The sequence below is a fragment of the Clostridium sp. JS66 genome, assembly GCF_033561535.1.
Classification (GTDB): Bacteria; Bacillota; Clostridia; order Clostridiales; family Clostridiaceae; genus Clostridium_AM; species Clostridium_AM carboxidivorans.
In genome coordinates this window covers 3,458,972-3,474,290 of the sequence record NZ_CP131467.1, presented here as the reverse complement: position 1 = coordinate 3,474,290, position 15,319 = coordinate 3,458,972, and the positions used below count along the sequence as shown (strand labels likewise).

Below are 15,319 nucleotides of genomic sequence, written 5' to 3'. Positions count from 1 at the left end.
TCTCCATATGATTGATACAACATATTTATATTCATTTGAACAGTAAATTATTCCATATTAATTGAAAATTAGATAATATTTTTATATAGATCAATCTAACATACTATCATAGATTATTTTCTAAATATTTAGTAGCACAGTGCGCATATAAAGCTGTACCTAATGGTAAAATTTCTTCATCTACTATCATATTAGGGTTATGCATAGAGTAAGTATAGCCTTCTTCAATACTTCCAGCACCAAGGTTAAGCATAACTGAGGGCACTTGTTTTGCAATACTAGTGAAATCTTCTGTACCACAAGCTGTAGGAATTTCTTTTATTTTTTCTTCAGTGCAAATTTCTTTACAATAACTTGCAATTTCTTCACTAAAGGTTGGATTATTATATAGGGGACCAATACCATATACAAACTCTACAATTGCCTGTCCTTTAAAAGTTTCAGCTACATTTTCACTAATTTCTTTAATTCTCTTTTTTAAAAAAGAACGACTCTCTTGTGTAGTTGCTCGAATAGAAGCTTCAATTACTGCATTGCCAGCTAAGGTATTAACAGTATCCCCACCTTGTATTTTACCAACAATCAATACAGCATGTTCAGTACAAGGTATTTCTCTTGCAATAATTTCTTGCAGCGAAATAACCACATGGGCTGCAATATTGATTGCATCTATACCTTTTTCTGGAGTACTTCCGTGAGCATTTTTACCAGTTATAGTAATACGAACAGCATCACCTGAATATAAGGCTGTACCTTTTGCATAGGTAATGGAGCCAATACTAGAATTTTCATGACCAACTTTAATGTGCAGTCCCATTGCTGTATCTACTTTAGGATTTTCTAATATTCCTGCAGCTATCATATCATTTGCACCAGCAAGCAATTCTTCTGCAGGTTGAAACATAAGTTTAACAGTACCCTTTAACTTATTTTCATTTTGCTTTAATAGTTTTGCAGCACCAAGCAGCATAGCAGTATGGCAATCATGGCCACAAGAATGGCAATTTCCATTAGTTGCAGCAAAATCCAACCCGGTTTTTTCTCTCATAGGAAGAGCGTCCATATCTGCACGAAGTAATATGGTTTTACCAGATTGACCTAGTGTACAACTTACTCCTGATTTTCCCACAAGATAAGGCTTTAAACCATATTCAGTAAGCTTTTTCATTACAAGAGATATTGTTTCTGGCAGTTCAAATCCAGTTTCAGCGTAGTTATGAAACGTACGTCTATTAGCAACAAGTTCATCATTGATTTCCAATGCTTCTTTATAATATTTATTCATATATTCAACCTTCTTTACTAAATTTCTTTAATTGCAGCTCTTTTCAAGGCTGCATTTATAGCATTATATAGAATTGAAGTTAATACAGTATTTATGATACATGCAGGAAGAACCACAGTGAAAAGTAACAGGTTTAATTTTGTAGGCAGTCCTACAGTTATTAAAACTAGGAATAAAAATGTAGTTCCACTAATGGCTGTGCCTAAAGCTGAAGTTAAAATAGTTGTTACTTGACTATTTAATTTATTTCTAAGTGGTTTTAATAATATAAATAGAATATTTGCTGTTATTATTTTATCTATAAAGTTTGGTAGTTGTCCTCCTGGAAATGTTGTAGTACCTGCAGCTAGTATACCTAGTACAATTCCAGCAGTAATGCATGTTTTATAATCATCATTGAGCAATATTATAATAAATAGCATAACCAATCCAGTACCAGGTTTCATTCCAAAGAATATAGGTGGAATAACTTGGGCAATTACAGTTCCGATGGCTAAAAATAAAGAATTTATAATAATTTTTTTCAATTTCATAATTTACATCTCCTTTAATATTATTTAATGTTAAATATTTTTCAAAAATTCTGATTAATATTTGAAAGCCTCCGGAAGCTAGCAAATAGTTTACAGTTACAATTCTAAAAAGATCTTTAATAAAATAAAAACTCCGTCCTATAACAATAGGACGGAGATATCCGCGGTACCACCTAAATTATGCTTAATTAAAAACATCACTTGAATTTTAGACACTAACATGTCCTATCCATTATAACGTATGGCTAACGGTAAATACTACTCTTCAATGATTTTGAATTTCGGTTTACTCCTCTAAGGTCCATTCACTATCAGTTATTGTGCTGAAATCACACCACCTTCAGCTCTCTATAACTAAACTTAATAGTTACTACTCCTTGTCAAAGGATTATTTTCTTTAATTAGTTATTGTTTACATGGTAATACTTTATAATCTGTTTGTCAATACTTTTATTTATAAATTTAAAATTTAAATAGGAAATAAGACTCTAGCTAAGTATATGCAGGAAGTAAGTGTAATACAGCTAAAAATGGTGGATACCATTACTTCTTGTGAGGCAAAATTTGCATTGTTATCACATTCAACAGCAATTAAAGCTGTATTTACAGCTGTTGGTACAGAACAGGATATGAGTACTGTTTGTGCAATAACTCCAAAGAAACCAAAGGCATGTATTAATACTATAGCTAATATAGGTCCCAAAATTAAGCGAGTAAAAACTGCTATATTTACATTGATATCTTTAAAATCAAATTTAGTTTTTGAAAGTTGAACACCTAAGGTTAACAATGCCATAGGTACAAGTCCATTTTTTACATATTCTAATGTACTCCATAATGGGGTTGTTGTTATATCAACTTTAGCATATTTAAGTAAAAGTGCAAGTGGTATAGCATATATGGAGGGCATAGAGAAAATTTGATGTATTGATTCTTTAAAATTCATTTTACCTCTTCCAGCGTTATAAAAACCAATAGTATACATTGTAACATTGGTAAATACTAAAATCATAATTTGAACTGTAAGAGCTTCATTTAAATAGGGTGTCTTTCCATTAATAACAAAAGGTGCACTGCCAAAAATAAGAGTAATAAGGGATACACCTATATTGCCTGTATTGTTAAACATAATAGAATTTTTAAAAGCACTTGTTTGACCTATGTCATATCCTCGAGTTTTTGCAATAATTCTAGCTGTTATATCATTAAATACTAAATAAAGTACGCAAAAAAACAAAATTTTGAACATTTCGGGAGATAAATTAGTAGAGTAGAGATTATAAAATATAAAGCCAGGTATAAATAAATAGAAGTTTAGCTTACTGAGAGTGAATATACTTAAATCAAATTTTTTACTTATTATATAGCCAAATGCAATTAATATGAAAACTGGTACAATATTATTTGCTAGTATGTGTAAAAAAATAGCCATTTTTTCAGCCTCCTAAAATTATGTATATATTGTCCTTTAATTTGATATGATTAGTATGAAATCGACAAATAAAGAACTTAGTTATAATTTATTCTACTAAATATGTATATAATGTTCAATATGCTTAATAGATATGGTGAGAACAAGTGAAATTTATACGATTACTTTTAAATTTTTAAAGATTAAATAATGGTAATGAGTAAATATACTATATTGACAAGAATTACAGTTAAAATTATAATTAGTTAGAAGTCTAACAAAACGATAGAAGGATGGTATATGGATAAGGAAGAATTGATAGGTAGAAAAGTAAATATTTTCAGCAATAGGATCAACAGAAAAATAAATAAAGAAGTTGCTAAGTATGGTATAACAGGTATTCAAAGCATGATACTTGGTTTTGTATATCATAAGTGTCAAAATAGAGATGTATTTCAAAAGGATATAGAAGAAGTTTTTGATATTAGACGTTCTTCAGTAACTAGTGTACTTCAATTAATGGAAAAAAACGGCTATATTGAAAGAGTAAGTGTTTCTGAAGATGCAAGGCTTAAGAAGATAATACTTACAAAAAAAGGACTTGAAATTCAAAAAAAAGTACATGAATCCATTATTAAAATTGAAAAATATTTAAGGGACGAGTTAAGTGATGATGAGATGTACATATTAATTCATTTACTTGACAGATTATCTAAAAAAGTTGCTGATTAAGTGCAATTTTTTTTGTAACATTAGTTAGAAATCTAACAAGAGGGGGAAAATATATGATAAGAAAATTAGCAAGTTATGTAGCAGAATTTAAAAAAGACGCAATTTTAACTCCTATATTTGTTGCTTTAGAAGCAATAATGGAGACTATTATTCCACTATTAATGGCATGGATTATTGACAATGGGGTAGGAAAAGGAGATATGAAATATGTATGTATTGTTGGAGCAGTAATGTTAGCAGTATCATTTATATCTCTTACTTGTGGTGCATTGTCAGGAAAATATGCAGCTAGTGCATCTACTGGTTTTGCTAGAAATTTAAGAAGAGCAATGTATTATAATATACAAAATTATTCTTTTTCTAATATAGACAAGTATTCTACAGCTGGACTTATAACAAGGCTAACTACAGATATAACAAACGTTCAAAATGCATTTCAAATGGTAATAAGGATGTTTGTTAGAGCACCATTCATGTTGGTTTTTGCTATGGGAATGAGTTTTTATATCAATGCAAAATTAGCTTTAGTATTTTTAGGAGCAATTATCTTTTTAGGGATTGTATTGTATTTTATTATGACTAGAGTACACCCATATTTCATGCAAGTTTTTAGAAAATATGATGATTTAAATGCTAGTGTGCAAGAAAATTTAACGGCAATTCGTACTGTAAAGGCTTATGTAAGAGAAGAACATGAAATAGGGAAATTTTATAAAGCTTCTGAAAACCTATATAGACTTTTTATAAGAGCTGAAAAATTGATTATAATTAATGCTCCTGCAATGCAATTTGCAGTGTATACTTGTATTTTACTTTTATCATGGCTTGGGGCAAAAATGATTGTTTCACATTCTATGACAACAGGTGAATTAATGAGTTTATTTACTTATACTACTAATATATTAATGAGTCTTATGATTATTTCTATGGTATTTGTCATGGTAATTATGTCAAAATCATCAGCTGAAAGAATTATAGAAGTATTAGAAGAAAAAAGTGATTTGGCAAATCCTAAAAATTCAATTTATGAAGTGAAAGATGGATCTATTACATTTAAAAATGTTAATTTTTCATATAATAAAAGCTTAGATAATTGTGTTTTAGAAGATGTAAATATAAAAATTAATTCAGGTGAAACTATAGGTATTATTGGAGGAACAGGAAGTGCTAAATCCACTTTAGTTCAACTTATTCCAAGATTGTATGATACAACAATTGGTAGTGTTGAAGTTGGAGGAATTGATGTTAAGAAATATGATATAGAAACTCTCAGAGACGAAGTTTCCATGGTATTACAAAAAAATGTATTGTTTTCCGGAACAATAAAAGAAAACTTAAGATGGGGAAACAAAAATGCCACAGATGAAGAATTAATTACTGCATGTAGACAGGCTCAGGCTGATGAATTTATAGAAAATTTCTCAGATAAGTATGATACCTACATTGAACAAGGTGGAAGCAATGTGTCTGGAGGACAAAAGCAGAGATTATGTATTGCAAGAGCACTTTTAAAGAAACCTAAAATACTAATTTTAGATGATTCCACAAGCGCTGTAGATACTAAGACTGATGCTCTTATTAGAAAGGCATTTAAAGAAACAATACCAGATACTACAAAGATTATTATTGCACAACGTATTTCATCAGTAGAAGATGCAGATAGAATTATTGTATTAAATGACGGAAAAATTGATGGGTTTGGAAGTCATGATGAGCTTCTAAAATGTAATTCTATATATCGAGAAGTTTATGAATCTCAAATGAAAGGAGCTGATGACAATGAGCCAAAGTAAAAGTGTTAAGCCTAGAGCCATGCGAGGGCCTGGTGCACGTGGACATGCAAAGATGAGTAAAAATTCCTTGAAGACTTTAAAAAGGTTGTTAGCTTATGTAATTAAAGAATATAAATTTTTGTTCCTTATGGTACTGGCAACTATTATTATAAGTTCTATTGCCAATGTTGTTGGTACATTATTTATAAAAACTCTAATAGATAAATATATAGTACCTCTTTTAAATAAATCTGGAGCTGATTTTGCACCATTACTTAAAATGATATTTACTATGGCATTAATTTATTATGTTGGAGTTTTGGCAACATATGCGTATAGCCGTATGATGATTATAATTTCTCAAGGTTCACTTAAAAGGATAAGAGATGATATGTTTTCTCATATGGAAACTTTAAATATTAAATACTTTGATACTCATGCTCATGGAGATTTAATGAGTCTTTATACCAATGATACAGATACATTGAGACAAATGATAAGCCAAGGTATACCTCAATTGTTATCAGCAATTATAACTGTTATTGGTGTATTTATTTCTATGATTTTCTTAAGCTTACCATTAACAGGTATTGAAATTTTAATTATAATTTTGATGGTCAACGTTACTAAGTTTATTGGTGGTAAAAGTGGAAAATATTTTGGACTTCAACAAAAAGATTTAGGCGTAGTAAATGGTTATATAGAAGAAATGATAGAAGGCCAAAAGGTTGTAAAAGTCTTTTGTCATGAAGAAGAAGCAAAAATTAATTTTGATAAATTAAATGACATGTTGTTTAATAGTGCAAATAATGCAAATAAATATGCCAATGTTTTAATGCCTATCATGGGTAATATTGGATATATAAATTATGTAGCAGTTGCTATTGTTGGTTCTATTCTTGCCATTGGATCATTTGCTGGTTTTACTCTTGGAGGACTTGCATCCTTCTTGCAGCTAACAAGAACCTTCAGCCAAACAATAAACCAAATGTCTCAACAATTTAACTTTGTAATTATGGCTTTAGCAGGGGCAGAACGTATATTTAAACTTCTTGATGAAGAGAAAGAAGCCGATGAAGGTTATGTAACTTTAGTAAATGCAGAAGAAAATGAAAATGGAGAACTAGTAGAATCCAAGAAACGTACTGGAATTTGGGCATGGAAGCATCCGCACCAAGATGATACAGTTACTTATACAAAGCTTCTTGGTGAAGTAGTATTTGATGACGTTGATTTTGGATATAATGATGAAAAAATTATATTACACAATATAAAGCTTTATGCAAAACCAGGCCAAAAGATAGCCTTTGTAGGTGCTACAGGAGCAGGGAAAACTACTATTACAAACTTAATCAACCGTTTTTATGATATTCAAGATGGGAAGATTAGATATGATGGCATAAATATCAACAAAATTAGAAAAGATGATTTAAGGGGTTCTCTTGGAATGGTACTTCAAGATCCACATCTTTTCACTGGAACAGTTGCAGACAATATTAGATATGGGAAACTGGATGCAACTGATGAAGAAGTAGTTGCAGCAGCTAAGCTTGCTAATGCACACCAGTTTATAAAACATCTTCCAAAGGGATATGATACAGTTCTTACTAGTGATGGTGGAAAGTTGTCACAAGGACAAAGACAACTATTGACAATTGCTAGAGCAGCTATTGCTGATCCACCTGTTTTAATACTTGATGAAGCAACATCCAGCATTGATACAAGAACGGAAGTTATAGTTCAAGATGGTATGGATAAGCTTATGAAGGGAAGAACAGTATTTGTAATTGCTCATAGACTTTCTACAATTAAAAATTCAGATGTAATTATGGTATTAGATGAAGGTAGAATTATTGAAAGAGGAAACCATGATGATTTAATCAAACAAAAAGGCAAGTACTATCAGCTATATACAGGAGCATTTGAGCTGTCATAAAATTAATTATTTATTAAGTGATCTTTAGATTGTGCAGTTTGATTATAAAAAGTACTTTTTCATAGAGCAGAAGTTTGTTCAGATTTTATGAAGCGATTTTTATGATAAACAATATTTTTTAAGAAAATCAGGTAAGTTATATCTTTAAGGATATAATTTACCTTTTAAATTTTTTGGGGATTTTAGAGCTTAAAATTTATATATTGATGTATTAAATGGAGTTTAATTAAATAAATATTAAAGTGAAGTCATATTAATTTTGAGGTAAATATGAGTATAAATAAAGATATAGAAAAGGTTATGGAAAAAGGAATAGAGAAAGGAGTAGAAAAGGGCATTGTAAAAGCAGTAGAAAAACTTATTGATGAAGGAATAATTCAATGTGCAGTTATTGAGACAGTAAATCAAATTATGAATATTATTAAATGCTCTTTGGAAAGTACAATTAATACTTCTATATGTCCTGCTTTGAAACAACTTGAAGAAATTTTTATAAAAATCATTACTTCTGAGTGTGCTGTTAATGATTTAAATAAAATTAAAATGAACCTTAGAAATATTAAAAGTGAACAGCAGTTAAATTTTGTATTGAACAAATTGTATTTAGAAAATAAACATATTTCGTTGGAAGCATTTAATAAATATATGGATGAATATATTAATAACATAAACTCAAATTCAAGTGAAGCTGAGCCCAATTCAAATGAGGATTGAAACAAGGAAAATTATAGTAATCATGATATCAATTTGGTTGATATTCAAATAATAAACATGTTACAATTGATATATAAAATAAACTTAAAAAGGCTACCACAAATTAAAATAACTTAACTTGTTTTAATAATATGTTATAGATGGAAATATGTTCTTAAAGGAGGAAAAAACGTGAGTGCATGTATAAACAATGTTTGTAATCAAGATAGTTATTTAAATCTTGCAACATCAAAAAATCAATCTACTAGTAAGGACGAAGATGAAGTACAAAAAAAGAAAAAAAGGCAAATTGTATCAGAACAGCAAGGTAAGTATTATTGTACATATATTGTAAGTGAAGATGGGAAAAAAACTTTGCTGAGAAAAATTCCTATTGATAAAGTTAAAAATCAGAATAATTCACAAGGTTTATTTACATCCAATGAAATAAAACATTGTAGTTATGAGAAGACAGACCAAACTGTTTTTGCTATTTTAAAATACAAAAATCAATTCCATTCAGAAAATTTCCGTAAACAAAATATAAAGCTACAAGACATGATAAGTATGCTAAAAGGAACTAGTGGGATTTAAAGTAATTAAGCAAGGTTGTATATTTATTGATATATATGAAAAATGTTATAGGTACATAAAATATTAAAAAAGTAAAGTTAATATTCAAACAGAAACTACTCATTTAATGGGTAGTTTTTTTATTTGTCTTCAAATTTGTTTATGAAAACAATTATGTATAATAGTTTATTCTTTATAATTTACTTATAAATATACAAAAAATGTAAAATATATGATAATATGTAAGTGACGGAGGTGAAAGTATGGAAAAAGTATATGCATTTGAAAATTTAAAAGACATTGATGATATAGAGTTTACAAAGGAAAAATTGATTTCCATTATAGAAAAGCTAAAGCTAGAAAATAATTATTTAAGGAAAACCAAAAAGTACGGTTTAGTGTGGGAAGAACAAGTAGAGGAAGCGGAAAAAGTTTTAAAAAATAATTATCCAGTACTTACAGAAGTTAAAGAAAAGGAAATTAAGAGCGGGAATAGTAATATTACCAATGTAATAATAGAAGGGGATAATTTATATGCTTTAAATACTTTATTGTTTACTCATGGAATAAATGATGAAAGACAGATAAATATAATTATTGATCCTCCATATAATACAGGAAATAAGGATTTTATATACAATGATAATTATGTTAATGGTGAAGACACTTATAGGCATAGTAAATGGATTTCTTTTATGAATAAGCGATTAAGATTGGCAAGAGAACTTTTAAGTAGTGATGGAGCTATATTTATATCTATTGATGACAATGAGCAAAGTCAACTAAAAATGTTATGTGATGATGTATTTGGTGAAGAGAATTTTATTAATTGTATAAGTGTTAAAACTAAAAATGCTTCAGGTGCTAGTGGTGGTGGAGAAGATAAAAAGTTAAAAAAGAATATAGAGTACTTGCTTATTTACTGTAAAAATAGAGAAAGGTGTAATCTTAAAGCTGTATATAAAGAATATCCTTTGATGAGCCTTATAAATGAAAGAAGAGAAGAAGGAAAACAATATGATTATAGACAGGTGCTTATAAATGAAGGCACTAAGAAATATATGTGTACTATAAAGGATGGAAATTCTGGGAATATAAAAATTTTTAAACATGAAGGATATATTATGAAAAATATATCAGAAATTATGGAGGAAGAAAACTTATCTGAAGGTGAAGTTTATTTAAAATATTTTTATAAAATATGCAGCAGTACCAATTCTCAATCATCAATAAGAAAAAGAGTAATAGAAGGTACTAATGATTATAGAGAACTTATATCCGTAGAATATGTTCCTAAAACAGGAAAAAATAAAAATAAATTAACTACTAACTATTATATTAACAGCAGAATAGTTATATGGTTATCAGATGCAGCTTATATGAAGAATAAAAAAATATACAAAAAGGAGAAACTTGGAACTCTATGGGATGATATTAGTTGGAATGGAATTGCTTCTGAGGGAGGAATTACTTTTAGCAGTGGAAAAAAGCCGCTTAAATTTATAAAGAGAATAGTTTCTATGTGTGATGATAAAGGGATTTTTATTGATTTTTTTGCTGGATCAGGAACTTTAGGACAAGCTATTTTAGAAATGAATAAGGAGGATAATGGAGAGAGGCAATTTATACTATCTAATATTGGAAGTGAAACTCCAGAAAATATTTTAAATATATGTGAAAATATAACCTATAGACGTATAAGAAATATTATTACAGGATATATAAACTCCCATGATACTTATATAAAAGGAATAGGTGGGAATGTGAAATATTATAAAGTAGAGTTTATTCCTAAGAATCAAAGCAGAGATGCTTTAAAAATTAAACTTGCAGATAGATGTACCGAACTTTTATGTATAAAGGAAAACTGCTTTAATTTATATAAAAGTGGGAGTCAGTATAATATTTTTATAAGCAATAATTTGGCTATGATAATTTGCCACAGTTTTATGGATTCTTCTATGATAGCCAGCATTAAAAAAGATTTAAAATGTTTAAATTCATATAAAAAAATTCTTTATTTTCTGAGTTTGGATTGTGAAATGAGTGAATTTGAAGAACTGAATGATATAGGAATAAAAGTTAAACCAATACCACAAAAAATTATGGAAGTTTATGAGGAGGCACTAAAATCATGGTAGTGCTAAAAAGTTACCAGAAAAAAGCTGTTAGAGAGTTAATGGATAAAACTGTTAAGTTGCTTAAAAATAATGATAAAAAAAAGGTATTGGTTCTTAAAGCACCTACAGGTTCAGGTAAAACTGTAATTGCATCAAAGTATATTGAAATGGTCAGTAAACTTCAAGATAAAGATTTTTGTTTTATATGGATATCCATTGGTAAGGGACATTTACATGAGCAGAGTAAGAATAAAATAAGTAGCATATTAGAAGGAAGTCCTCCTTGCAGACTACTAGAGGATGTTATTAGATATGGAATAATAAAAAGAAATGCCATAGTAGTAGTTAATTGGGAAAAGCTGAATACAAAGAAAAATGGAGCATGGGATAACATTTTAATGAGAGAAGGAGATGGAATAAATTTTATTAAGCTTATAGAAAATACAAGTAGTGTAAGAAAAATAATGTTAATTATTGATGAAAGTCATAATACTACAGACACAAGAACTTCAAAGGAGTTAATGAATATAATAAATCCTGAAATTTTGCTTCAAATGAGTGCTACTCCAAAATATATACCTTCAGGAGAGGATATAGATGATAATAGAGCAGCTTTTGTAAAGGTTTCCCCAGAAGAGGTTATTGAATCTGGAATAATAAAAAAAGAAGTGCTTATAAATGATAATATTGAAGAAGTAGATCTGGATAATAAAAATTCTATTGAAATTGTAGTGGAAATGGCTATTAAAAGAAGATTAGAGTTAAGTGAAGCTTTTAGCAGAGAGAATGTTAAAATAAATCCATTATGTCTTATTCAAATACCTAATGCTAAAACAGGAGAAGAAATTTTACATGAATTAATTAGAATACTTAAAATTAAGGGAATATCAATAGAAAATAATAATCTCGCGGTATGGACAAGTAATAAGTGTAAAAACTTAGAAAATATTGTCGATTTCAACTCTAAGGTTGATGTTTTAATTTTTAAAATGGCTGTAGCTACTGGATGGGATTGTCCGAGAGCACAAGTACTTTTAAAGCTTAGAGAAAGTGGAAGTGAGATTTTTGATATACAAACGATTGGAAGAATTCTTCGTATGCCTGAGCGGAAGCATTATAGAAATGAAATTTTAAATAGAGCGTATATATATACTAATAATAAAGATATTTCTGTTAAAGTAGGCAGCCTTTCATTAGTTAAATTTTTGAAGGCTAATATTAAACCTAAAATGAAAAATATTATTTTACGTTCATATTATAAAGAACCAAGTAAAGATGTTGTTATTAAAAGAGAAATATTAGATCGTATTTTTTATGACCAAGCTGAAAAAGAACTAAATGTATCAGTGAATAGAAATGCAGTAAATAACCTATATGCGTTGAATAAACTAAATTTTAATATGGAAATTGATAATTTAGAAAGTCAGCTTATGTATGATGGACATATAGAAACAGTGAAGTTAGATAGAGTAAATGTAAAAATATCTCATAAAGATAAGAGAATAAAGGTAAGTGAATTTGATATTGAAGAAGTATTTACAACTATTTTAAAAAGAGCTTCGGAAAATTTCTATCCTTATTTAAAGGAATTAATTTATAAATATTTTAATGATGTTTTTAATTATAACATAAAGAAAACAGGGGTAATAACTAAAATACAATCATTATTCATTGTTAATTACGAGAAATTTTTCAAATCAATATTAAATAGCACTGTAGAAAAGTATATTGAAGAATATAGCAAATATGAACTTAAAGAGACAAAAGAATATTATAATGATTTTTCAATAAAAGAAACTAAGCTTGTAGATGATGTTTCTTATGAGTTTTTTAAATCAGAAAAAAATATATATGATAAATGCTACTTAAAGAAAAATAGAAAGCAAACTGAAAAAGGTTTTGAAGATTTTTTAGAGAAAAGTGGAGATAAAATTATTTGGTGGTATAAAAATGGTGACAGCGGAAAAGAAAACTTTGCTATACGCTATGAATATAATGGAATTCCTCATGCATTTTATCCAGATTACATTGTACTTTTTAAAACAGGATTAGTTGGAATATTTGAAGTTAAATCAAAAAATGATAGAGAAGCAGAAACTAGAACAAAGGTTAAAAGTGAATATTTGAAAAAATATTTAAAAGAGGAAATAGGTAAAGGAAAAAATGTTATGGGTGGAATAATTGAAGTATCAGATGGAAGCATAAAGATTAATATTGGTGGAAAAGAATATGCATCAAATAATTTAGCAGATTGGGAAAGTTTTAAATGCTAATATATAAAGCTTTAGTATTTATGCTATAGCATAAATAAAAAGAGGCAAACTGTACTATATAGAATAAATACAGAAAAGAGGAGTGTTTTATTGGGTAATTGGTAAAATATACAGTTTACCTTATGAAATTTTCTATATTTCTTCTCGCCAGAAGCCATATGCAATATGAGCCTTAATTAACACTTGAGCAGAAGAAATTAATAAGTTTAAAATATTGCCTCCAGGAGGAATAACTATTTTACCATTTTCTTCATTGACAAGAGTGGAGCTCGGAGGAACAATTCTTGTATAAGCTTTAACACCACCTTCAATTTTACTGCTTAGAAATTGACCAGTAAGAAATATTATCTTTGGCTTAGGTGGTGGTAAAATTGTAAGGTTAGATGGTGTAACAGAGGTTACTTTAGTTGCTCCTTCTGGTATAGTGGAGTTTAAATATATTCTTGATTTTATTGGCAAATCTGAAGTATTAGTTACAGTGGTAACACTAAAATATAGATTTACACCTGAGTCTTTAGGATTGTATAAAGCTCCCCAGGCATAATTATTAAAACCAAAACTTAATAAATCAGATTCTCCAATAAAGTATTTGCCTTCAAAGGATTTAAAAACTGGATTTTCAATATTAACTACTTCTCTCAAAGAATGAGAAGTTGTATTATTCCTCATTTGAATCACCTCGATATATTTTATGAATTATGGCAGGAATTGTTCCATGTGCTTAAATTGTGAATTATAAATTTTTTAATTATACTATTGTGTCTATGACAAAAAAGATATATTATAATGAATGGTGTACAGATTAAAACATTTTTATGAGAGAGGACAGGATAATATACTAATGGAAAACTTAAGATTAAATTCACAAAATATTTATAGAATAGTTGAGAAACTAAAGATGGAGAAGGTATTTTGTATATCATTAGCACTGTCAATTTTTACTTCTCTTTTTGTTAATCCCAAAATATCATATATAAATTTTAAGGTTATTGTACTTCTCTTTAATTTGATGATAATAATTTCTGCTTTAAAAGAGCTGAGGTTCATGGATAAAATTGCAATTATGGTTTTATCAAAGTGTAAAAATACTAGAATGGTTTCCTTGATATTTATTGGAATAACTTTTTTTGCTTCCATGCTGGTAACAAATGATGTTGCATTACTTACTTTTGTTCCTTTAGCTATGCTTACTTTTAAAAAAGTAAAATTTGATCCAATGAAAACAATAATACTTCAAACTCTAGCGGCTAATATAGGCAGCAGCCTTACACCTATGGGAAATCCACAAAATTTGTTTTTATTTACATATTATAATTTGAGCAGTTTTCAGTTTTTTACAATTACAATACCATTTGTGGGTATAGGTATGTTTTGGCTTATTTTACTAAATATTAGAGTATCTAAGAAAAAGCTTCAACTATCCATTAAAAATGTAAATATAGAAGATAAAAAGAGGACTAGCATATATTTAATTATTTTTTTCATTGTAGTTCTTTCTGTATTTGGAATTGTAAATTATAAGTATACATTTTTAATTGTAGTAGTAGGAGTATTTTTTATGGATAAACACCTTATAAAAGAAGTAGATTATTTTTTATTACTCACATTTATATGTTTTTTTATATTTATTGGAAATGTATCCAGCATAAAAAGTATTCAAGAATATTTACATAATTTTTTGCAAATAAGAGATATGCCTTATTTTTCCTCTATAGTGTTTAGTCAATTTATAAGTAATGTTCCATGTTCTGTATTAGTAGCAGGATTTACTGAAAATTGGCGAGAGGTACTTTTAGGTGTTAATATAGGAGGAATGGGGACGCTAATAGCTTCACTGGCAAGCCTTATTTCTTATAAAATATTTATAAATGAAAATGAAGATAAAAAAAATAAATTGTATTTGAGTAAGTTCAACATTTACAGCTTTGTAAGTTTATTTTTATTTACTATTGCAAATTACGTATACATTCATTTATAGAAGCTATATTTTT

12 protein-coding genes and 1 other annotated feature are annotated in these 15,319 nt (G+C 28.3%); of the genes, 8 read left to right on the top strand and 4 right to left on the bottom strand.

The features are described from left to right. Positions 1–106: 106 nt before the first annotated feature. The 3 genes from Q6H37_RS16060 to Q6H37_RS16050 form a co-directional block, all read right to left on the bottom strand. Positions 107–1,285: a M20 family metallopeptidase gene (locus Q6H37_RS16060; RefSeq protein WP_318733945.1), complete on the bottom strand. Its 1,179-nt coding sequence runs from the start codon at positions 1,283–1,285 to the stop codon at positions 107–109. Positions 1,286–1,302: 17 nt separating this feature from the next. Further along, the gene (locus Q6H37_RS16055) at positions 1,303–1,818 is read right to left on the bottom strand and encodes a tryptophan transporter (RefSeq protein WP_318733943.1); all 516 of its coding nucleotides are present in this window, start codon (positions 1,816–1,818) and stop codon (positions 1,303–1,305) included. Positions 1,819–1,962: 144 nt separating this feature from the next. Beyond that, positions 1,963–2,211: a binding site (T-box leader), on the bottom strand. Between the two features lie 76 nt (positions 2,212–2,287). Beyond that, positions 2,288–3,250: an AEC family transporter gene (locus Q6H37_RS16050; protein WP_318733941.1), complete on the bottom strand. Its 963-nt coding sequence runs from the start codon at positions 3,248–3,250 to the stop codon at positions 2,288–2,290. A gap of 279 nt (positions 3,251–3,529) precedes the next feature. Here Q6H37_RS16050 and Q6H37_RS16045 point away from each other — a divergent pair, with 279 nt between their 5' ends. The 7 genes from Q6H37_RS16045 (at position 3,530) to Q6H37_RS16015 (ending at position 13,328) form a co-directional block, all read left to right on the top strand. Further along, positions 3,530–3,961: a MarR family winged helix-turn-helix transcriptional regulator gene (locus Q6H37_RS16045; protein WP_318733939.1), complete on the top strand. Its 432-nt coding sequence runs from the start codon at positions 3,530–3,532 to the stop codon at positions 3,959–3,961. Between the two features lie 53 nt (positions 3,962–4,014). After that, positions 4,015–5,754: an ABC transporter ATP-binding protein gene (locus Q6H37_RS16040; protein ID WP_318733938.1), complete on the top strand. Its 1,740-nt coding sequence runs from the start codon at positions 4,015–4,017 to the stop codon at positions 5,752–5,754. Next, positions 5,741–7,669, top strand: coding sequence for an ABC transporter ATP-binding protein (locus tag Q6H37_RS16035; protein WP_318733936.1), 1,929 nt, complete (start codon positions 5,741–5,743; stop codon positions 7,667–7,669). The genes Q6H37_RS16040 and Q6H37_RS16035 overlap by 14 nt, the downstream gene beginning before the upstream one ends. A 270-nt stretch (positions 7,670–7,939) precedes the next feature. Next, the gene (locus tag Q6H37_RS16030; RefSeq protein WP_318733934.1) at positions 7,940–8,383 is read left to right on the top strand and encodes a hypothetical protein; all 444 of its coding nucleotides are present in this window, start codon (positions 7,940–7,942) and stop codon (positions 8,381–8,383) included. 171 nt (positions 8,384–8,554) lie between these two features. After that, a complete protein-coding gene (locus tag Q6H37_RS16025; protein ID WP_318733933.1) occupies positions 8,555–8,956 on the top strand; it encodes a hypothetical protein in 402 nt (133 codons plus the stop codon). 242 nt (positions 8,957–9,198) lie between these two features. Then, on the top strand, positions 9,199–11,076 hold the full coding sequence (locus Q6H37_RS16020; protein ID WP_318733931.1) for a site-specific DNA-methyltransferase: 1,878 nt from the start codon (positions 9,199–9,201) through the stop codon (positions 11,074–11,076). Further along, positions 11,070–13,328 (top strand): DEAD/DEAH box helicase, encoded by a 2,259-nt coding sequence (locus Q6H37_RS16015; protein ID WP_318733929.1) that lies wholly within the window; start codon positions 11,070–11,072, stop codon positions 13,326–13,328. Before Q6H37_RS16020 ends, Q6H37_RS16015 begins: the two co-directional genes overlap by 7 nt. 132 nt (positions 13,329–13,460) lie before the next feature. On the opposite strand, the gene Q6H37_RS16010 is transcribed toward Q6H37_RS16015, so the two are convergent. After that, a complete protein-coding gene (locus tag Q6H37_RS16010) occupies positions 13,461–13,997 on the bottom strand; it encodes a DUF6143 family protein (protein ID WP_318733927.1) in 537 nt (178 codons plus the stop codon). Positions 13,998–14,169: 172 nt separating this feature from the next. Between Q6H37_RS16010 and Q6H37_RS16005 the strand changes: the two genes are divergently transcribed. Beyond that, positions 14,170–15,306: an SLC13 family permease gene (locus tag Q6H37_RS16005; RefSeq protein WP_318733925.1), complete on the top strand. Its 1,137-nt coding sequence runs from the start codon at positions 14,170–14,172 to the stop codon at positions 15,304–15,306. Positions 15,307–15,319 lie beyond the last annotated feature (13 nt).